Origin of the sequence: Brevibacterium antiquum CNRZ 918 (assembly GCF_900169145.1) — a bacterium.
In the GTDB taxonomy this organism is placed as follows: Bacteria; Actinomycetota; Actinomycetes; order Actinomycetales; family Brevibacteriaceae; genus Brevibacterium; species Brevibacterium koreense.
This window is the reverse complement of record NZ_FXZD01000003.1, coordinates 272,635-291,986: the sequence shown is the minus strand read 5'-3', so window position 1 is coordinate 291,986 and position 19,352 is coordinate 272,635. Positions and strand designations below refer to the sequence as shown.

The following is a 19,352-nucleotide window of genomic DNA, read 5'->3' as shown; positions in this document are numbered from 1 at the left end:
CAGTGAGCCGCAATTCGCCGACATCGACGTCGGCACTCCCCGTTGCTGCGACGACCAAGGACGGACGTTCGCAGCAGAAGACAGTGAGGTGGAAGTTGGAGAGCACATCACCGACCGGCACGGTCCCGACGAGCGCCGAGGTCGTCATCATCGGCGCCGGAGTCATGGGAGCATCCATTGCCTATCACCTGGCCAAGCATGACGTGGAAGACATAGTTCTCGTCGAACGGGACGTCCCCGGTTCGGGATCGACGTCGAAGGCCGCCGGTGGGGTGCGCTGCCAGTTCTCCGATGAGGTCAACATCGCCCTGTCCACACGCAGCCTCGAGGTCCTGCGCAACTTCGAGACCAATTTCGGCGTCGACATCGATCTGGTCAGCAATGGGTACCTGTTCCTCCTCGATTCCGCCGAGACGGCCGACACCTTCGCTGCCAATGTCGAACTTCAGCAGCGGATGGGTCTGGATTCCCGGATGCTCACCGTCGCCGAGGTGGCTGAGCTGGCCCCGTACATCAACACCGAGGGTCTCGTGGCGGGGGCGTTCAATCCCACTGATGGGCACTGCACCCCTGAGGCCGTGGTGTCCGGATACATCAGCGCCGCACGAGAACTCGGAGTCACGGTGGTCAAGAACTGCGAAGTGACCGGGTTCGAGTCGACCGTGGGTGAGGACCCGAGCGGCAGCACCCGCACGGTGCAGTCTGTGCTCACGACGAAGGGCAGAATCGAATGTGTGCAGGTTGTCTGTGCTGCCGGCGCCTGGTCCGGGCTCATCGGCGAGGCTGCCGGTGTTGACCTGCCGGTGAAGCCCCTGCGACGGGAGATCATGGTCAGCGAGCCCGTGGATGAAGCGAAACTGGGCATCGACCTGTCGCGGATGCCGTTCACCATCGACTTCTCCACGAGCTTCTACGTCCATCCGGAGGGTCCGGGCCTGCTCTTCGGATGCCCCGACGAGACGGATGTCTGGGATTTCGACGACAAGCGCAATCCCGACTGGTTGCCCACTCTGGCCGAGCTCATCGAATCACGGGCTCGGGGCTTGGGCGAGGTTGAGGCCAAGCGCGGCTGGGCGGGACTCTACGAGATGACGCCCGATCACAATGCACTCATCGGCGAGGCCGAAGAACTCTCCGGATTCTTCTACGCCTGCGGGTTCTCCGGACATGGATTCCTCATGGGCCCGGCAGTCGGAGAGGTCGTCGCTGACCTCATGACCGGTCGCGAACCGTTCGTCGACGTCTCAGGCCTGGACAAACGACGCTTCGCCACCTCGGGACTGCGCAAGGAGCTCAACATCGTGTGAGCCGCCACCACCACCCCAACCCACACAAACACCAGCGAAAGGACAGCAATGACTGCATTGCCCACCGACCAGACGATCACCGATCTCCTCACCTCCGGACTCAATGCCTGCGGAGTCGAGGCCTCCGTGCTGAGCGCAGGGTCCGGTGCCCCGGCGAACCTGCCTGCCCGCTCCCCCATCACCGGTCAGAGCCTGGGCTCCCTGGCCGCGGACACCAAGGAGTCTGCTGCCGACAAGATCGCCGCGGCCGCTGAGGCCTTCGCCACTTGGCGTGACGTCCCAGCACCCGTGCGTGGTCAGCTGGTGCAGCGCTGGGGGCAGCTGTTGGGCGAACACAAGGAGGATCTCGCGAAGATCATCACCGTTGAAGCGGGCAAGACCCCGTCCGAGGCCGCTGGCGAAGTGCAGGAGATGATCGATATCTGCGAATTCGCGCTCGGTCAGTCCCGGCAGCTGTGGGGCAAGACGATGCCCAGCGAACGCCCCGGACACAGGCTCATGGAGACCTGGCATCCGCTCGGAGTCGTCGGCGTCATCTCGGCCTTCAACTTCCCTGTGGCCGTCTACTCCTGGAACACCGCACTGGCACTGGTCGCCGGGGACGCTGTGGTGTGGAAGCCCTCAGAGAACGCTGTGCTCGCCGCCCTTGGCGCCCAGTCCCTGCTGGCCCGTGCTGCCGCCGAGGTGGGGGCTCCGGAAGGACTCGTGCCTATCCTTGTCGGCGGTCGGGACATCGGTGATGCCATGGTTCGCGATGAGCGTGTGGCCCTCGTCTCGGCCACGGGCTCGGTGCGCATGGGCCGAGAGGTCGGACCCGTCGTGGCCGAGCGCTTCGGTCGGGTCCTCCTCGAACTCGGCGGCAACAATGGTGCGATCGTGGCCCCCAGTGCGGACATCGATCTGGCGCTGCGCGGCGTCGTCTTCGCTGCGGCCGGCACCGCCGGGCAGAGGTGCACCACCCTGCGCCGCCTCATCGTCCACGAATCGATTGCCGATGACCTCGTGGAGAAGATCGTCGCCGCTTATAAGACCTTGAGCATCGGCTCCCCCACCGAGGACGGCGTGCTCGTCGGGCCACTCATCAACGAGGATTCGTTCGCGGCGATGCAGTCTGCACTCAAGCAAGCCGAGTCGGAAGGCGGCACGGTCCTCTGCGGTGGCAGGCGGGTTCTCGACGACGAGCGGCCCGAAGCCCACTATGTCGAGCCCGCGGTCGTGCGGATGCCCAGCCAGACCTCGGTGATGGAGTCCGAGACCTTCGCCCCGATCCTCTATGTCGTCACCTATTCGGATCTCGATGAGGCGCTCGACGTCCACAATGGAGTGCCGCAGGGACTGTCCTCGGCGATCTTCACCACGGAGTTGGCCGAGTCGGAGAAGTTCCTGTCGCGTTCGGACTGCGGCATCGCCAACGTCAACATCGGCACCTCCGGTGCGGAGATCGGCGGCGCCTTCGGTGGTGAGAAGGAGACCGGCGGCGGGCGTGAGTCGGGCACCGATTCGTGGAAGGCCTACATGCGCCAGGCCACGAACACGATCAACTACTCCGGTGAGCTGCCGCTGGCGCAGGGAGTCGAGTTCCTCTGAGAGCCACGAGTCAACGAGGCTGTTCTGGATCCTGACCTGATTCGCAGGGATTCGGGCGTCGGTTTTGTGCCGGCGCCCGTTTTCTGTGCTTGAGAAGCAGGGAAACGATTCCTACCAGCACGGCGAGCGGGAATACGATGAGTTCCAAGATCCACGTCGCACCACCCTCATTGACCGACTCGATGCCCGAGGTCACCGAAAGCCCAAAGGCATTGCCCATGATGACTGTCAAAACGATGCCCCTCATATCGGCGAACCTACATGTCAGCAAGATCCCCTGCAATGAAATCTGTTCGCAACTGTCTGCTTGATCACGGACAGGCAGGGCGACCGCGACGGAAGAGACGCAAACGACTAAAGTTGAGGTTGAGCCCGTGAAGACTGAAGGAGAACACCTGTGATTGAGCTGAAGACACCCGCCGAGATCGACAAGATGGCGGTCACCGGCCGATTCGTCGCGAAGACACTGGCCGAACTGTCTGAGCTCGCGGAACCGGGCATGAACATCATGCATCTGGAGAAGCGCGCCAGGAAGCTCATCGAAGAGTCCGGCGCCGAGTCCTGCTATTGGGACTATGCCCCTTCCTTTGGTGAAGGCCCCTTCCGGAACGTCATCTGCCTCTCAGTCAACGATGGAGTCCTCCACGGCAAGCCCCGCGACTACGTGATGAAGGACGGTGACCTGCTCACCTTGGACTTCGCCGTGTCCATCGACGGTTGGGTCGCCGATGCCGCCCGCTCCGTCGTCGTCGGTAACGGCAGCGATGAGGACCAGCACCTCATCGACTCCACCTGGGCAGGCTTGGAAGCCGGCATTTCGGCCGCACAGCCGGGCAACCGCCTCGGCGATATCTCGAAGGCCATCGGTGATGTTGCCGATGAACAGCGGATTCCGGTGAACCTCGACTTCGGCGGCCACGGGCTCGGCCACACGATGCACGAAGATCCCCACGTGGCCAACCGGGGCAAGGGTGGACGCGGCCTGGTACTCAAACCAGGCCTGACACTGGCGATCGAACCGTGGTGGTCGTTCACCTCGAAGAAGCTGGCCGTCGACAAGGACGGCTGGACCCTGCGCCTGGCAGACGGATCGAACGGCGCACATTCGGAGAACACGATCGCCATCACCGAGGACGGCCCGCGAGTTCTCACCACCCTGGACTGAGATCGCCCGCGCTCGCCCACTGTACGTGCGGCTGTGTCAGTGCGGCGTGCCAGAATTGTCGTATGTCTTTCACCTGCACCGAATGTGGCTATTCGACCGTCAAATGGCTGGGTCGCTGCCCTGAATGCCAAGCCTGGGGCACACTCGAGGAGAAGGGCGCGGGGAAGACCTCGGTCAAGACGAAAGTCAAGAAGTCCAGCGGGGCGAAATCGATCAACCAGATCGACTCCACCCTGGCTCAGGCGAGGACGACGTATGTCAGCGAATTCGACCGCGTCCTCGGCGGTGGCATCGTCCCCGGTGCTGTCGTCCTCCTGTCTGGTGAACCGGGCGTAGGAAAATCGACTCTTCTGCTCGACGTCGCTTCACGCCTCGCCAAATTCGGCTCCAAGGTCCTCTACGTCACCGGTGAGGAATCCGCCGGACAAGTCCGACTGCGGGCCGAGCGCATCAACGCGCTCGAGGACTCTCTGCTGTTGGCCGCGGAGAACGACCTCGGCGCTGTCCTGGGAATGATCGAAGCAGAAGAGCCCGACATGCTCATCGTCGATTCCATCCAGACCCTCGCCTCATCCGAGATCGACGGTGTGCCGGGAGGAGTCACTCAGGTCCGCGAGGTGGCTGCTGCCCTCATTCGGGAGGCAAAGTCCAGGTCGCTGCCAACAGTGCTCGTTGGCCACATCACGAAGGACGGCACGATCGCCGGACCCCGACTTCTCGAACACCTCGTCGATGTGGTGTGCAACTTCGAAGGGGAACGCCACTCCCGACTGCGTCTGCTGCGCGCTGTGAAGAACCGGTTCGGACCGACCGACGATGTCGGCTGCTTCGACATGGAGGAAAACGGCATCAAGAGCCTCGAGGATCCCTCGGGCCTCTTCCTCTCCCGCAGCGGCAGCAATCCCCCAGGCACCTGTCTGACAGTGACGCAGGAGGGCAAACGTCCGCTCCTCGTCGAAGTTCAATCGCTCATCACCGAATCCGCTGGCGGGCAGTCTCGCAGGTCCGTCTCCGGTGTGGACTCCTCACGAGTGGCCATGATGCTCGCCGTGCTCAGTCAGAAGATCGGGACTATCAGTTTGGCCAAGTCCGATGTCTTCACCGCCACGGTCGGAGGCGCAAAGCTCAGTGAACCGGCCAGCGACCTCGCGATCTGCCTCTCGCTGGCGTCGGCCGCGATCGGTAAGTCCATGGCCGCAAAATTTGTTGCGATCGGTGAGATCAGTCTCTCGGGAGAGATCCGCAATGTCCCTAACCTGGGCCAGCGGCTCAATGAGGCCTCCCGCCTCGGCATCACCCATGCGATCGTCGCTCACGGCGCATTGCGAAACGTCTCGACTCCCCAGGGAATGCGCGTCAAGGAATGTGAGCACGTCTCCGAAGCCGTTGAGCTGCTGTTGGGAGGCAAATGAGCTTGACATCGCACGGAGAGAAAGTTCGGGACATCTGCACATAAATAGCGCATCCTGGAAGTATGACCACGACAGTTTTTCCGGCAATGAGAACCACGGACGCGGCCGCCACGACCGCTCTGTTGGCAGCACTCGGTTTCACTGAGCGGCTCACAGTCAGGGACGAGGCCGATCCCGAGCTCATCGTCCATGCCGAATACGCACTCGGTGATACGGGTGGAATCATGTTCGGCTCCGTCCGCAACGACGGGTCAGCACTCGACAGCGTCGGCGGCAACTCTCTCTACATCGTCGTCGACACGGAACGAGAAGTCGACCGGCTCTACGAGGAGATCACAGACATGGGCCATGCGATCGTCAAGCCGGTGGCAACACAGCCACATGGCGGCCGAGAGTTCGACTTCCGCGACCACGATGGCAACTCCTGGGGCGTGGGCTCCTACCGCGGAGCCTGAGCCCGCAGCCGCCCCACCGACGCGAACAGCTCAGTCGTCCGAGGAACCTGAACCGTCGGGATTCTCGTCCGACTTCTTCTCGTCAGGCTTCTTCTCGTCAGGTTCCTCGGACTTCTTCTCCTCAGCCTTCTTCTCCTCGGCTTCTCTCTTCTCTTTGGCCTTGGTGGCGGCGTCCTTCTCCAGTTCGAACTTCGCCGGCTTGCTCTCCTTATCACCAAGCTTGACGACCAGCTCGTACTCCCCCGGACCGAAATCCTTGTTCGTTCGGTTGCAGTTCTTGTCCACCTGGACCCGGTTCCATTCAAGCTGAGCAGTCTTCTCCGACTCAGGTGCGAACTCGGTCGAGACCTCAGCGTTCTCGTCTTCACCTGCAGCGCAGAACTTCGAGGACCAGACCACGTCACCGTTCTTCTGAACGAGGTATTCCTGTTCCTTGGTGCCGACCTCGATCAGGCAGGTGGCCGTGTGATTGTTCTCAATCACCATTTTGAACTTGGGCTTCGCGTCCTCGTCGAAGCTCTTCTCGTCGACACCGGCTCTGAGGCCGACCTTGCTCTCAGGGCATTTTCCGCTCGCGGCCTTCTCATCCGGCACCGGCGCTTGTGTCGTCGGGCTCGCCGACGGCGTGTCTTCGGCAACAGGTTCTTCCCCGCCGCCTCCGCCCAGTCCTCTGACTATTCCGACGGCTCCGAGCACCACCAGGGCGACCACCACGAGGCTGGCAAACAACAACATGTAGCGCCGCCGACGGTACACGCGCGCTGGCAGCTTCCCGCTAGACTGGCGGGGCTGCCTGGCGCCGTTCTTCGGCTGCGAACCACGATTGGAAGGAGTCATCGCTTTGAGCCTAAGCCGAAGCGTTTGAGCATCCAAATGACACACCGAGCCACCGCCGAATCGAGATCTTCGCGTCCCGATTCCCCATTCCCCACAGTTGCAGACACGGATATTCACCGCGTTCGCCAGACGATCATCACTTGGTTCGAAACCGCGGCTCGCCCCCTGCCCTGGAGAGATGCCGACACCAGCGCGTGGGCGGTCCTCGTCAGTGAGATCATGTCACAGCAGACTCCCGTCTCCCGGGTCGAACCCCGCTGGCGGGAATGGCTGCAGAAGTGGCCCACACCCGCGGATCTGGCGCAGGCGCCCACCGCCGAAGTGCTCCATAGCTGGGACCGTCTCGGCTACCCGCGAAGGGCTCTGCGGCTGCAGGAAGCCGCGCGGGTGATCGCCGAGGAACTCGACGGACGCGTGCCCCAGACCGCACAGGAACTCGAACGTCTCCCCGGCATCGGTGCGTATACCGCAGCTGCTGTGGCCTCCTTCGCCCACGGTGAACGCACCACTGTGCTCGACACAAATGTGCGACGTGTTCTCATCCGGCTCTTTGCGGGACGTGATCGCCCCTCAGCCTCACCGGGCCGTGCAGAGACCGAGTGGGCCAGCCAGTTCGTACCCGAGACGGACCATGAGAAGTGGAACGCCGGGGTCATGGAATTCGGCGCACTCGTGTGCACGGCCAGGAATCCCGGGTGCCAGACCTGCCCGCTCAATGACCTCTGCGCCTGGCAGAAGGCGGGAAGACCTGCCTCGGCGGAGAAACCGAAGACACAGAAGTGGGCAGGCACGGACCGTCAGCTGCGCGGCGCCATCATGGACGTGCTCAAGTCTGCCCATGCGGAGGCAGCAAGCGACTTCCCGGATTCCGTGACCCTCGACCTCTTCACAGCGTCGACCACGACGATCGATTCGGATCTCTTAGACACCGTCGGCCATGCGACCTCCGAATCACTGACAAAGATGCGCGACCTCACCGCGGATTCAGATCGGATCCTGCGCATCATCGACGGGCTCGTCGTCGACGGACTCGCAGCACAGCACGAGGAACGCCTCAGCCTCCCTCAGTGAAGCTCACAGGAACTTGATCATCCGAGCATTGCCCAACGTATTGGGTTTGACTCGGGCCAGGTCCAGGAACTCGGCCACGCCTTCGTCGGCGGAGTGCAGAAGCTCGACGTAGACCTCTGGGGAGACTGGAATGCCCTTGATCGGCTCGAATCCGAGCGAACCGAAGAACCCGGTCTCGAAGGTCAGGCAGAAGACCCTGTCGACACCGATCGCCACAGCGTCTGAGAGGAGCTGCCGGATGAGGGCCTTACCCACTCCGCGCCCCCGATAGGCCGGCGAGGTGGCAACCGTGCGCGTTTCCGCAAGGTCGGCCCAGATGATGTGCAACGCCGCGCATCCGGCAAGAATCTCGGTTCCGTCCGGCTGCGGGTCCACAACCAGCCAGAATTCCTGCAGGGTCTCAAAGTAGGTGACGGTGTCCTTGGCCAGCAGGATGCGCTCTTCGGCCAGCGGCGCGACCAACGCCTCAATCCCCTTGACATCGCTCGTCCGAGCCCTGCGCAGGAAGAGGCCGCCGGGAAGGCAATGGTTGAAGTGGTGGTCTGCGGAGACCTGATCATGGTCGAAATCGATTGGGGCTGAGCTCATATCTTCATTCAACACCATCGGAAGCGAGCATGAAAAAGCCCGGGGACTCAGCCGATGCTGTGTCCCCGGGCGCTTTCAGCGCTCTAGGAGGAGATCAGGAAGCAGAGCTTCCAGAACCGCTGCCGCCGGACGAACCGGCTCCAGCGAGTTCTCCACCGGAACCGGAATCATCCGGACCGCTGGCGGCAATGCTCTCGGTCTCCACGCCCTCGAACGTGAATTCCATTTCCTTGCCTTCTCCCTTGACGTCGACCCTGATGGTCTGACCGCTTCCGATCTCCTTGAACAGGATCTTCTCGGACAGGTGGTCTTCGATCTCGAGCTGAATCGTGCGACGCAGCGGACGAGCACCCAAGACCGGATCGTAGCCACGGTCGGCGAGGAGGCTCTTGGCCGCATCGCTGACTTCGACCTTCATGCCCTGATCGGCCAGACGTGCGTCCAGACGTGCCAGGAACTGATCGACGATCTGCAGAATCTCTTCCTTGTTCAGCTGAGGGAAGACAATCGTGTCATCGACACGGTTGAGGAACTCGGGCCGGAAGTGCTGCTTGAGCTCCTCGTTGACCTTCTGCTTCATACGCTCGTAGTTGTTGTTGGTACTGCCCTCAACTTGGAAGCCCAGCTGCAGACCACTCGAGATGTCTCGTGTACCCAGGTTGGTGGTCATGATGATGATCGTGTTCTTGAAGTCCACCTCACGACCCTGCGAGTCAGTCAGACGACCATCCTCGAGGATCTGCAACAGTGAGTTGAAGATATCCGAGTGAGCCTTCTCCACCTCGTCGAAGAGGACCACCGAGAACGGTTTGCGACGGACCTTCTCCGTCAGCTGACCACCCTCTTCGTAGCCCACATAGCCGGGGGGAGAACCGAACAGTCGCGACACGGTGTGCTTCTCCGAGTACTCCGACATGTCCAGGCTGATGAGCGAATCCTCATCACCGAACAGGAACTCCGCCAGAGCCTTCGCCAACTCAGTCTTGCCGACGCCTGTGGGGCCAGCGAAGATGAATGAGCCGGAGGGCCGCTTCGGATCCTTCAGACCCGCACGGGTCCGGCGGATGGCACGGGAGATCGACTTGACCGCGTCGTCCTGCCCGATGATGCGCTTGTGCAGTTCGTCTTCCATCCGCAGCAGACGCGAGGATTCTTCCTCGGTGAGCTTGAAGATCGGAATACCGGTGGCGGCTGCCAGCACCTCGGCGATCAGGTCCGCGTCAACGACGGCAGAGGTGTCTTTGCCGCTCTTGCGCCAGGCCTCGGTCTGTTCGTCCTTGTCCTGCTGCAGCTTCATCTCTGAGTCACGTTCAGATGCCGCGAGCTCAAAGTCCTGGGCATCGATGGCGGCTTCCTTGCGATGGCGAGCCTCGAGGATCTTCTCCTCCAGGTCACGGACCTCCTGCGGCACCGACAGACGCGAGATGCGCAACTTGGCACCTGCTTCGTCGATGAGGTCGATCGCCTTGTCCGGCAGGTACCTGTCATTGACGTAGCGGTCGGACATGTTCACGGCAGCCGAGAGTGCGCCTTCTGTGATCGTGACCTTGTGGTGCGCCTCGTACTTGTCGCGCAGCCCCTTGAGGATCTCGATCGAATGCGCCAGCGATGGTTCGGGAACCTGAATCGGCTGGAACCGACGTTCCAGAGCCGCATCCTTCTCGATGTGCTTGCGGTACTCATCGAGAGTTGTCGCACCGATCGTCTGCAGTTCGCCTCGAGCCAGCATGGGCTTGAGGATCGAAGCCGCATCGATGGCGCCTTCAGCAGCACCCGCACCCACCAGGGTGTGGATTTCGTCGATGAAGAGGATGATGTCCCCGCGTGTGCGGATCTCCTTGAGGACCTTCTTCAGGCGTTCCTCGAAGTCACCACGGTAGCGGGAGCCGGCCACCAGTGAACCGAGATCCAAGGTGTAGAGCTGCTTGCCCTCGAGGATCTCCGGAACTTCGCCGTTGACGATCGCCAAGGCGAGTCCTTCGACGACTGCGGTCTTGCCGACACCGGGTTCACCGATGAGGACAGGGTTGTTCTTGGTCCGGCGGGACAGGATCTGCATCACGCGCTGCATCTGCTCGTGCCGGCCGATGACAGGATCGAGATTGCCTTCGCGTGCGGCTGCGGTCAGATTCGTGCCGAACTGGTCGAGGACCAGCGAGCCGGAGGGGGTTCCCTCCTCTCGTCCGCCTGCAGAGACGGGTTCTTTGCCCTGGTAGCCCGACAGAAGCTTGATGACTTCCTGACGGACTCGTCCCAGGTCGGCGCCCAGCTTGACGAGCACCTGTGCGGCAACGCCTTCACCCTCGCGGATCAGACCGAGCAGGATGTGCTCGGTTCCGATGTAGCTGTGTCCCAGCTGCAGTGCCTCACGGAGGCTGAGCTCGAGGACCTTTTTCGCACGCGGAGTGAACGGGATGTGCCCACTCGGTGCCTGCTGTCCCTGTCCGATGATCTCTTGGACTTGGTCGCGCACCTGCTCAAGGGAGATGTCCATTCCCTCAAGTGCTTTGGCTGCCAGGCCCTCACCCTCGTGGATCAGGCCGAGCAGGATGTGCTCGGTTCCGATGTAGTTATGTTTGAGTAGTTTGGCTTCTTCCTGGGCAAGCACTACCACTCGGCGTGCTCGGTCAGTGAACCGCTCGAACATATTCACCCTCCTCGGTCTTGTTATTCTTTAGAGCCTAACGACCATTGGCCACTATCTATTGCACGTTTCGCCATCAGCCGAACCCGTTTGGCTGTGGGCGAAATTCGATGCCCGCCCCTCCCACACTCTGATGGCCGGCACACAGCCGTCCTCGTTCTGCGCCACCGGCTCTGCGGTGACCGTCACTTCAGGCCGCGAAAGACAGCGCACTGCACCCCTGAGCCCCTTCTGGCTCTGCGCGTCGATGAGGTGAGTCGATTCCGTACTGCTCAACGGGAAATCAAGATGCCCCGTACATTAAAGCGGACGCCTCGTCATACTTTGCTGTCCGCGATCAGGTCACACCGTGATCGAAGGCGATTCCCACGTTCGACAACTGCAGCGAGCATTCGTTGAATCAAACGTCATTCGCGGCGCAGATATTCCAGTTCTGGTTCCAGATCTCCCACCTGCGAAACTCATCAGCAGAAACACTGAAGGACCAACGGGCGCACCGTTAGTCCTTCAGAAAACAATTATGGAATCAGTCGAAATCAAACGATTCGCTATGCCGGTTCAATAATGGACTGTACCTGGAAGCAGTCGAATCAGCTGTCTGCAGCTTCGTATGCCTGGACGATTTCAAGCGGAATGCGTCCACGATCGCCCAGCTGGTATCCGTTTGCCTGTGCCCATTCGCGAATCTTGGCAGTGTCGCGCTTCGGACCCGCAACGGAGCCGGACCCTGTGCGACGTCCACGACCGCCCGGGTTCGCTACCCGACGAGCCTTGGCGATGAACGGGGCGAACGTTTCACGGAGCTTTTCGGCATTCTCTGTCGACAGTTCAAGTTCGTAGGTACCTTGGTCGAGGCTGAAGCGAACTGTTTCCGACGCCGCCGAACCATCGAAATCATCCGTAAGAACGAGTCGCATCTCCCTTGCCATGTTCACTCTTTTCATCATCAGAAGTATTTGTCGAAGTCATCTTAACATCTGATTCATGATTATCGCCTAATTCGCTAACTTCATGCTCTGAATAGAATTTGTCGATCTGCTCGCGCTCTGTCCGATCTGCACGCAGGATGTTTCTCATCACGTACCAGAACAGCAAACCAACACAAATCGACGGTAATAGAGCCTTCATCAGATCCATCATGTGCTCAACCCTCCTCAGCAATTTCCGAATTATCGGAGGCAATTGGCTTCGTAAATGGGAAGAGAATGGTTTCTCGAATTCCCAGGCCGGTCAAAGCCATGAGCAGACGGTCAAGTCCCATCCCCATACCGCCTGTCGGCGGCATTCCGTGTTCCATGGCAGTGAGGAATTCCTCGTCAAGCCCCATTGCTTCTTCATCACCCCTGGCCGCGTCAGCCGCCTGAGCCTCGAACCTCTCACGCTGGATGACCGGGTCGACGAGCTCGGAATAGCCTGTGGCCAGTTCGAAGCCGCGAACATAAAGGTCCCACTTCTCCACAACGCCCTTCTTGGTCCGATGTTCACGGACCAGAGGTGAGGTGTCGACGGGGAAATCGGTGACGAATGTCGGCGCCCACAGCTTGTCCTGGTAGAAGTGTTCCCACAGCTCCTCGACATACTTTCCATGTGAGCGGAAGACCCCACCCAGGTCGACATTGTTCTCAGCCGCGATGCCTTCGAGGACGTCGAGCCCGGTGTCCGGGGTGACTTCGACTCCGGATTCCTCGGACAAGGTCTCGTACATGCTGACGACTCGCCAGTCACCACCGAAGTCGTAGTCCTCGCCGTCCTCCAGCTTCACCACGAGGGATCCGGTGGCTTCCTGTGCCGCATTCTGGACCAGGGTCTTCGTCAGATCAGCGATCGAGTGGTAGTCGCCGTAGGACTGGTAGGCCTCGAGCATCGCGAACTCCGGGGAGTGGGTGGAGTCGGCACCTTCGTTGCGGAAGTTGCGGTTGATCTCGAAGACGTTCTCGATGCCGCCGACGATCGCCCGCTTGAGGAAGAGTTCCGGTGCGATGCGCAGGAACATATCGATGTCGTAGGCGTTCATATGTGTTTTGAACGGACGTGCCGCAGCGCCACCGTGCATGGTCTGGAGCATCGGAGTCTCAATCTCGACGAACTCCTGACCGGCGAACGTCCGGCGCAGGGATGACATGACCTCCGCTCGGGTCAGCATGGTCTTCCGTGCTTCTTCGCGTGTGATCAGGTCGAGGTAGCGCTGACGCACGCGAGTGTCCTCGGCCAGCTCGGTGTGCAGGCCCGGTAGCGGACGCAGCGCTTTGCTGGCCATCGTCCAAGAATCGGCGAGCACCGAAAGTTCGCCGCGTTTGGACTTGATGACCTTGCCGTGGACGAACAGGAAGTCTCCCAGATCGACGTCGGTCTTGAAGTCGCCGAGGCGCTCTTCCCCCACTTCACGCAGAGACAGCATGCCTTGGAGGCGCGTCCCGTCCCCAGATTGCAGAGTCACGAAGCAGAGTTTGCCCGTGGTCCTGACGAATACGACACGGCCGACGACGCCGACGATGTCCTCGGTCTCATCTCCAGCTTGCAAACCGTCATGCGCGGCATGAACCTCGGCGAGGGTGTGCGTGCGCGGAATTCCGACCGGATAGGCATCGGTGTCGGAGTCCAAGAGCCGTTGGCGCTTTTCCTTTCGGATCCGGATCTGCTCGGGATCGAGATGCTCGGGTGAAAGGTCTGCGTTTTCGGGCGTGTTCGACTCGGTATCTGCCATACCCTCCAGGCTACCGCGAGCGCGGCCCCGGGGGAATTCGGACCGGCCATCGACCGCTCCGGCGATCAGCCCAGGCGGGACAGGATCTCCTGCGCCTGCGACTCCGTGATCCGCCCCAGGCTCAGAGCCCTGGCGGTGGTGGATCTGGCCAGAGCAATGTAGCTGTTGCGTGCCGCAGGGCTGGAGACGTTGAGACTGAACTCACTGAGCGCTGCCAGGTGCGCGGAGACCGTGCCCACGTCTCCGCGGCTGACGGGTCCGGTCAGTGCCTTCGACCCATTCTGCAGGGTGTTCGTCACGCTCGCGTCGACGAGGGCTGTGAGCACACGTGAGGGGTCGCTGACTCCCGCCTCGGCGAGCATCTCCATGGCTTCGCTGATGATCGTGATCGAGTGATTGGAGGCGTGCGTGATAGCTGCATGGTAGAGCGGGCGGTCCGCTTCGGCCACGTCAATCGGCTCGGCGCCCATTTCGACGACGAGGGCCTGGCCCACCGGACGAATCGGTGCCGGTGCGGTGACGGCGATCGTCGATTGCCGCAGACGTGGAAGATCGACCGCGGTGCCGGTGAAAGACAAGGATGGATGCAGTGCGATCGGCAGCGCGCCGAGGCTGATCCCGGCTTCGAGGACGTCGGTTCCGTACCGGCCCGAGCAGTGGACGAGGATCTGTCCCGAGTGGATTCGCGACACCTTCGCGAGGCCGCTGACAAGGGATTCGATCTCATCGTCGGGGACGGCCAGAAGCAGGAGTTCGGCACGATCTGCGACATCGTCCGGGGGCAGGACGGGTACTCCTGGCAGCATGTTTTCGGCCCGTTGCAGGCTCTTCGCTGAGGTGGCACTGACACCGATGATGGCGTGACCGGCTTCGCGCCAGGCGGCACCGATGCTCGCCCCGACCTTCCCACAGCCGATGATTCCGATTCCCAGGCGAGGGGCCTCGTCCTGGTTCAATCCTGGGTGGCTCATGGCCTGCCTTCCTTGGCCCTGCGGGCTTCCTCGTCGTAACGCTGCCGCGCGATCCGCGTGCGTTCGGAGTGTTCGCTGAAGAACTGCTTCGCGTCGTCGACACTCTGATGGGTGACCCGCGGATCGATGGGGCCGGCCGTGGAGTGCACGGCGACCGTACCCAAACCAAGCCAACGCATGAGTGGGCCCTGATGGTAGCTCATCGACTGCACTCGCACATGGGGCACGAAGTCGACACGACGGTCCAGGACACCCAATCGCAGCACGAGTAGAGATCCGGTGACGGCATAGGCTCGCCGCTTCCACACCAATGGGTCGATGAGCCGAGAGGTCCGGGGCTGGCCAGGGAAGAGCTCTTCTGCCGTTTCGGCCTGCGGGTCCTCGGACTTGCGGTCGTACATGGCTGATCGCATCAGGGTTGCTGCGCTGATGCCTTCTGGCATCTGCGGGTCCGGGAGCGCGAGGCCGACCATGAGCAGCGCCTGGTCTATGTCGCCGACGGGCAGGAGGATGTTCGACTCGTCCGAGCCTCCGGCGCTGGCTATATTGTATTCGACCTTCCACCAGCCGGCCCACCGCCACAGCAGCGGCTGATGGAGGCACACGGCCTGCAGACGGTCAAGCGGGATCACCTTGCGGGAGGTGGAGACGAGTCCGTGGTTGACGGCCAGTCCGTTCTCCCCCAGGTTGACCACGAAGTTCGCGTTGTCGAGGTTCTTCCTGAAAGCGGAGAACGCCGCGAAAAGGCCGGGGATGACTGCGACGAGCATCGGAATGAAAGCCTCGGTCAGCCCCATCACTAGGAGGACGATTGCTGCGGCGATGACGAAGAGGACGGCCAGGACCGAGATGATCGTCTCCGATTTCAGCAGTGAGGAGACCACGACCCGGTGCACAGGTACGCGGATGATCTCGCCTTCCTCACTGACGTTGGCGGAGACATTGTAGGGAGCCAGGAGTTCATTGAGGCTGGACTCCGCCTCGTGTGAGGCGCCTTCGGCCAGCGAGCCGAGGCGTTTGCTCAGGCGTACGCCGATGCTGTCATCGCGGCGCTCGGGTACGGTGCGATCGATGACGGGCTCACCACCGGGGACACCCGGGACATCCGTGGCATCGCCTGGAGCCCCGGTCACACTCGCGGGGGGCGAACTTATGGTGCTCGGTGCTGTCCCAGCGGCCGCCTCGGCGGAGAGTCCGGCGGTCGGAGTTCGCTCACCCTGCTGGCCACCTTGCTTCTTGGCGCGGACAGCGGCGAGAAGCTCGTCACGCAATCCTTCGGCACGCTTCTTCGACAAGTACTTCAGAGAGATGTTGGAATCGGAACCACCGGCGACGTCGAAGACGAGTTCTGCCATTCCCAGGATCCGGGGCAGCAGCTTCTGCTGCAGGTCGATCGACTGCACACGGTCAAGCCTGGCCTTGCGCAGCTTCTTCGACAGCAGACCGCGCCGATAGTAGATGGCCTCGGAATCGATTCGATAGCCCCTGACCCTCCACGCCAACCAGCTGAAGAGGGCGGTGAGGAGGAGAAGGAGAACGATCCCTCCGACGCCGCCAAGGATGACGAAGGGGTGGGTGCGCAGCCAACCGGCGAACCCCAGGTCGACGCCATCTCCCCTGGCCAGGTCTTCGATGGCAGTCTGGGCGAAATTCTGCAGGCCGTAGGCGCCTGCGATGAAGATACCCACGAGCACACCGAGGCTTTCGAGAATCGGCGTCAGCGGGTGGACCCGGTGCCACACTTCGGGAACCGCGGCATCGTGTTCTGTGAGCTCACCTGTGGATTGGTCTGTGGGTTCGCCTGGGGATTGGTCTGTGGGTTCGCCCGTGGAATCCGGAGGTTGGTCGTTCGGTCCTTCCTCGACCATGCTCACAGTCCCGCCAAGTTGGCCTGGCCCAGGCCGGCGAGGCTATCGCGCAGACGATCGGCCTCGGCGCGGGGAAGGCCCGGGATGGTGGCGTCTGTGGCTGCCGAGGCAGTATGAAGTTTGACCGAGGCCAGGCCGAACATGCGATCGATGGGGCCGGCGTCCACGTCGACGAACTGCAGTCGTCCGTACGGGACGACCGTGGCCTTGTGGAACATGATTCCACGCCGGATGAGAAGGTCATCTGCCCTCTCCGCATAGCCGATGGCTTTGGCCTGGCGGATGATGATGACGACGAGGACGACGGTGAGCGCCACGAGGGCGGCCCAGATCGCGTGCAGCCACGGGACTTCGGAGGTGAAGATGATGGCGAAGACGAGGGCCACGATGATCATCGGAACGAGGATCGTCAGAGACGCGATCGTCTCCTTGAGCCCGTATTTGGGACTCACCCGGTTGAAGTCGGCATCTATTCCGGACAGATAGTTGAAATCGCGACTCATGCGGCTTCGGCTCCTGGTGGGTCTTGAGGGGGCAGCGCGCAGAAGCCTTCGACGATCAGGCCGACGATCATCAACGCTGCGGCTGCGATCATAGCGAAAAGCATACCTGCCGCCAAATCATTGCGGATTCCCGGTGCGGACAGGAAATAGTAGGCGGCGTTGCCCATGTACCACCCGGCCAGTCCGGCACCTGTCAGTGCGCTGGCCTTGGCCATGACGGCTACGCGAGCTGCTTGAAGCGGGTCGATCTCCTTGGTCCGGTCGCCGTCGTTCCATTTCTTGATCGGCCAGCCCAGGACCAGCAGGACGGCGGCGAGTATGAGCATTCCGATGATGGCGAACCAGGGCAGGCCAGGCAGTGAGAAGCCCTGACTCTCCAGCAGGACGTCGAGAGTTGGCGCCACCACGACACCGATGACGGCCCAGATGACGAGAGTGCCCGACGCTGTTCGCTGCATAGCTCCAAGTCTCTCAAACCCCGGGCACTTATGGGGCCTGGATTCGCGTGATTTCCTGGTCTCCCAGTTCGGTGAGGACTGCAGTGATCGGGCGCGGGCCGGTAGGGGTGAGTATTTCTGCGCCCCCATCGAGCTCGACCCACGGTGCGAGCACGAAGGCTCGTTCGTGCGCCCGCGGATGGGGCAGGGTCAGTGCCTCGGTGTCGAAGACGAGTTCCTCGTGGTTGGTCCCGAAGCGGATCAGATCGATGTCGAGGGTGCGTGGCCCCCAGCGCAGTTCCCGGGTCCGTCCGCAGGAAACTTCGATTCCCTGCGCCACGGCGAGGAGTTCCGGGGCAGGCAGACTGGTGCTCACGATGAGGCCCAGATTGAGGAAGTCGCCCTGTTCGACTCCGCCCCAGGGCGCGGTGCGATACAGCGAGGATCGCCTGAGCACAGTGATTCTGGGATGTCTGTCGAGAGCGGCAACGGCCTGGTCGAGTGTATCCGCCGCGTCGCCGAGGTTGGCCCCAAGATTGAGGTATGCCTCGGTCTCCGTCTCGGCGATGACGGTGCTGTCTCGGGAACGGACGACGGTGACGCTGACGTCGTTGAAGGACCGTTGGATCGGGGCACCGGGCTTATGGACAACGACCTCGACATGCTCAGCCAGGTCCAGGCAGTGCTCGGCAATCCGGGAGGCCAGGGTCTCGATGAGGTCGAAGGTGTTGTCTTCGACGATGTGTGCGACATCTTCGGCCAGTTCACCGTAGTGGACGGTGTCGGCGATGTCATCGGTGGCCGCGGCCCGGGTCACGGAGGTGTGCAGGGTGACGTCGATGACGAAGTCCTGGCCCTCACGCTTCTCGAAGTCGAAGACCCCGTGGTTGCCGCGCACTCTCAGCCCGCGCAGTTCGATCCGATCCCGATGGGCACTCATGCGTTCCCCTTCGCTGCACGGACATCTGGTGTGGCTGCCGGGGAATGCGAGTTCACGGCGTTGATGACCGTGGCTGCGATCGCCGAGGTGGTGGGTTCGTGGACGCGCACCGCCCACGCTCCTGCTCTGGCCGACAGTGCCGAGATCGCGGCCGTGGCCTGATCTTTCGCCGATTCCTCGGCGAATTTCGGATCCTTAGGTGAGAGCAGGGTGGAGATGAAGCGTTTGCGGCTGGCAGCAACGAGGAGCCGGTGATCCAGGTTCGCAAATTCGTCGAGGGCTCCGAGGATCTGCCAGTTGTGTTCGGCGTTCTTCGAAAATCCCAGCCCCGGGTCGAGGATGATGTTGTCCGGTTCAACACCGACGGTGATTGCTTCGTCGATTCTCATCTTCAGCTCCGCGATCACCTCGGCGACGACATCGTCGTAGTAGAAGGACGCCGACGCACGGTCGAGATAGCCCCGCCAGTGCATGAGCACGACGGGGGCAGCGGTCTCGGAGGCGACAGCCAGCATCGTCGGATCGGAGAGTCCGGCAGAGACGTCGTTGATGATATGGGCGCCGACATTCAGTGATGCCTCGGCGACCTTGGATCGCATGGTGTCAACGCTGATCACAGCCCCCGCAGCGGCCAGCTCACGGATCACAGGGACGACGCGCCGCAGCTCCTCCGCCTCATCGACCCGGACCGACCCGGGCCGTGTGGACTCCCCTCCGACATCGATGATGTCGGCGCCCGAGCGCAGCAGTTCGAAACCGTGGGCGATGGCCGCCTCGTGGTCGAAGTAACGACCGCCGTCGGAGAAGGAGTCGGGCGTGACGTTGAGTACGCCCATGATCTTCGTGCGTTCCGGTGTGGGCAT

At 62.0% G+C, this 19,352-nt stretch carries 19 protein-coding genes; 6 read left to right on the top strand and 13 right to left on the bottom strand.

The window, feature by feature from the left end; genetic code table 11:
* The first annotated feature begins 2 nt into the window (after positions 1-2).
* Together BANT918_RS06435 and BANT918_RS06430 are read left to right on the top strand one after the other, a co-directional pair.
* A complete protein-coding gene (locus BANT918_RS06435; RefSeq protein WP_233430379.1) occupies positions 3-1,307 on the top strand; it encodes an NAD(P)/FAD-dependent oxidoreductase in 1,305 nt (434 codons plus the stop codon).
* 48 nt (positions 1,308-1,355) lie between these two features.
* Entirely contained in the window at positions 1,356-2,894 is a 1,539-nt protein-coding gene (locus BANT918_RS06430; RefSeq protein ID WP_101619458.1) for an aldehyde dehydrogenase family protein, read from the top strand.
* Between the two features lie 10 nt (positions 2,895-2,904).
* Here the strand turns inward: BANT918_RS06430 and BANT918_RS06425 are convergent, their stop codons facing one another.
* Entirely contained in the window at positions 2,905-3,126 is a 222-nt protein-coding gene (locus tag BANT918_RS06425) for a hypothetical protein (protein WP_101619457.1), read from the bottom strand.
* A 165-nt stretch (positions 3,127-3,291) separates the two neighbouring features.
* Between BANT918_RS06425 and map the strand changes: the two genes are divergently transcribed.
* The 3 genes from map to BANT918_RS06410 all read left to right on the top strand — a co-directional run bounded on the left by map (position 3,292) and on the right by BANT918_RS06410 (position 5,926).
* Complete coding sequence (map, locus tag BANT918_RS06420) at positions 3,292-4,059, top strand: type I methionyl aminopeptidase (RefSeq protein ID WP_101619456.1); 768 nt, start codon at positions 3,292-3,294, stop codon at positions 4,057-4,059.
* A 62-nt stretch (positions 4,060-4,121) separates the two neighbouring features.
* The gene (radA, locus tag BANT918_RS06415; protein WP_101619455.1) at positions 4,122-5,471 is read left to right on the top strand and encodes a DNA repair protein RadA; all 1,350 of its coding nucleotides are present in this window, start codon (positions 4,122-4,124) and stop codon (positions 5,469-5,471) included.
* A gap of 62 nt (positions 5,472-5,533) precedes the next feature.
* Positions 5,534-5,926 (top strand): VOC family protein, encoded by a 393-nt coding sequence (locus BANT918_RS06410; protein ID WP_233430378.1) that lies wholly within the window; start codon positions 5,534-5,536, stop codon positions 5,924-5,926.
* Between the two features lie 30 nt (positions 5,927-5,956).
* Here BANT918_RS06410 and BANT918_RS06405 read toward each other — a convergent pair whose 3' ends face one another.
* Positions 5,957-6,763: a hypothetical protein gene (locus tag BANT918_RS06405; protein ID WP_233430377.1), complete on the bottom strand. Its 807-nt coding sequence runs from the start codon at positions 6,761-6,763 to the stop codon at positions 5,957-5,959.
* 219 nt (positions 6,764-6,982) lie between these two features.
* On the opposite strand from BANT918_RS06405, the gene BANT918_RS06400 reads away from it, so the two are divergent.
* Entirely contained in the window at positions 6,983-7,834 is an 852-nt protein-coding gene (locus BANT918_RS06400; protein WP_418904413.1) for an A/G-specific adenine glycosylase, read from the top strand.
* A 3-nt stretch (positions 7,835-7,837) separates the two neighbouring features.
* Here BANT918_RS06400 and BANT918_RS06395 read toward each other — a convergent pair whose 3' ends face one another.
* The 11 genes from BANT918_RS06395 to folP form a co-directional block, all read right to left on the bottom strand.
* Entirely contained in the window at positions 7,838-8,422 is a 585-nt protein-coding gene (locus BANT918_RS06395) for an amino-acid N-acetyltransferase (RefSeq protein WP_208618042.1), read from the bottom strand.
* Positions 8,423-8,516: 94 nt separating this feature from the next.
* On the bottom strand, positions 8,517-11,069 hold the full coding sequence (locus BANT918_RS06390) for an ATP-dependent Clp protease ATP-binding subunit (RefSeq protein ID WP_101619451.1): 2,553 nt from the start codon (positions 11,067-11,069) through the stop codon (positions 8,517-8,519).
* A gap of 587 nt (positions 11,070-11,656) precedes the next feature.
* The gene (locus tag BANT918_RS06385) at positions 11,657-11,995 is read right to left on the bottom strand and encodes a histone-like nucleoid-structuring protein Lsr2 (protein ID WP_167389401.1); all 339 of its coding nucleotides are present in this window, start codon (positions 11,993-11,995) and stop codon (positions 11,657-11,659) included.
* A complete protein-coding gene (locus BANT918_RS06380) occupies positions 11,961-12,206 on the bottom strand; it encodes a hypothetical protein (RefSeq protein ID WP_101619449.1) in 246 nt (81 codons plus the stop codon). Before BANT918_RS06380 ends, BANT918_RS06385 begins: the two co-directional genes overlap by 35 nt.
* A gap of 4 nt (positions 12,207-12,210) precedes the next feature.
* Positions 12,211-13,770 (bottom strand): lysine--tRNA ligase, encoded by a 1,560-nt coding sequence (gene lysS / locus BANT918_RS06375; protein WP_101619448.1) that lies wholly within the window; start codon positions 13,768-13,770, stop codon positions 12,211-12,213.
* Between the two features lie 65 nt (positions 13,771-13,835).
* Positions 13,836-14,741, bottom strand: a complete 906-nt coding sequence (locus BANT918_RS06370) for a Rossmann-like and DUF2520 domain-containing protein (protein WP_101619447.1) — start codon at positions 14,739-14,741, stop codon at positions 13,836-13,838.
* Positions 14,738-16,609: a PH domain-containing protein gene (locus tag BANT918_RS06365; RefSeq protein ID WP_101619446.1), complete on the bottom strand. Its 1,872-nt coding sequence runs from the start codon at positions 16,607-16,609 to the stop codon at positions 14,738-14,740. Before BANT918_RS06365 ends, BANT918_RS06370 begins: the two co-directional genes overlap by 4 nt.
* A gap of 2 nt (positions 16,610-16,611) precedes the next feature.
* Entirely contained in the window at positions 16,612-17,112 is a 501-nt protein-coding gene (locus tag BANT918_RS06360; protein ID WP_101619445.1) for a PH domain-containing protein, read from the bottom strand.
* Complete coding sequence (locus BANT918_RS06355) at positions 17,109-17,570, bottom strand: DUF3180 domain-containing protein (protein ID WP_101619444.1); 462 nt, start codon at positions 17,568-17,570, stop codon at positions 17,109-17,111. The genes BANT918_RS06360 and BANT918_RS06355 overlap by 4 nt, the downstream gene beginning before the upstream one ends.
* A gap of 28 nt (positions 17,571-17,598) precedes the next feature.
* Positions 17,599-18,489: a 2-amino-4-hydroxy-6-hydroxymethyldihydropteridine diphosphokinase gene (gene folK, locus BANT918_RS06350; protein WP_101619443.1), complete on the bottom strand. Its 891-nt coding sequence runs from the start codon at positions 18,487-18,489 to the stop codon at positions 17,599-17,601.
* Positions 18,486-19,352 (bottom strand): dihydropteroate synthase, encoded by an 867-nt coding sequence (gene folP, locus BANT918_RS06345; RefSeq protein ID WP_101619442.1) that lies wholly within the window; start codon positions 19,350-19,352, stop codon positions 18,486-18,488. The genes folK and folP overlap by 4 nt, the downstream gene beginning before the upstream one ends.

Coding starts and splice junctions, on each gene's coding strand:
- BANT918_RS06360 (WP_101619445.1), bottom strand. CDS start 17,112: ATGAGTCGCGATTTCAACTATCTGTCCGGAATAGATGCCGACTTCAAC.
- lysS (WP_101619448.1), bottom strand. CDS start 13,770: ATGGCAGATACCGAGTCGAACACGCCCGAAAACGCAGACCTTTCACCC.
- BANT918_RS06410 (WP_233430378.1), top strand. CDS start 5,534: ATGACCACGACAGTTTTTCCGGCAATGAGAACCACGGACGCGGCCGCC.
- BANT918_RS06380 (WP_101619449.1), bottom strand. CDS start 12,206: ATGATGGATCTGATGAAGGCTCTATTACCGTCGATTTGTGTTGGTTTG.
- BANT918_RS06385 (WP_167389401.1), bottom strand. CDS start 11,995: ATGGCAAGGGAGATGCGACTCGTTCTTACGGATGATTTCGATGGTTCG.
- folK (WP_101619443.1), bottom strand. CDS start 18,489: ATGAGTGCCCATCGGGATCGGATCGAACTGCGCGGGCTGAGAGTGCGC.
- BANT918_RS06405 (WP_233430377.1), bottom strand. CDS start 6,763: ATGACTCCTTCCAATCGTGGTTCGCAGCCGAAGAACGGCGCCAGGCAG.
- radA (WP_101619455.1), top strand. CDS start 4,122: ATGTCTTTCACCTGCACCGAATGTGGCTATTCGACCGTCAAATGGCTG.
- BANT918_RS06365 (WP_101619446.1), bottom strand. CDS start 16,609: ATGGTCGAGGAAGGACCGAACGACCAACCTCCGGATTCCACGGGCGAA.
- BANT918_RS06355 (WP_101619444.1), bottom strand. CDS start 17,570: ATGCAGCGAACAGCGTCGGGCACTCTCGTCATCTGGGCCGTCATCGGT.
- folP (WP_101619442.1), bottom strand. CDS start 19,352: ATGCCCACACCGGAACGCACGAAGATCATGGGCGTACTCAACGTCACG.
- BANT918_RS06390 (WP_101619451.1), bottom strand. CDS start 11,069: ATGTTCGAGCGGTTCACTGACCGAGCACGCCGAGTGGTAGTGCTTGCC.
- BANT918_RS06395 (WP_208618042.1), bottom strand. CDS start 8,422: ATGAGCTCAGCCCCAATCGATTTCGACCATGATCAGGTCTCCGCAGAC.
- BANT918_RS06370 (WP_101619447.1), bottom strand. CDS start 14,741: ATGAGCCACCCAGGATTGAACCAGGACGAGGCCCCTCGCCTGGGAATC.
- BANT918_RS06400 (WP_418904413.1), top strand. CDS start 6,983: ATGTCACAGCAGACTCCCGTCTCCCGGGTCGAACCCCGCTGGCGGGAA.
- BANT918_RS06430 (WP_101619458.1), top strand. CDS start 1,356: ATGACTGCATTGCCCACCGACCAGACGATCACCGATCTCCTCACCTCC.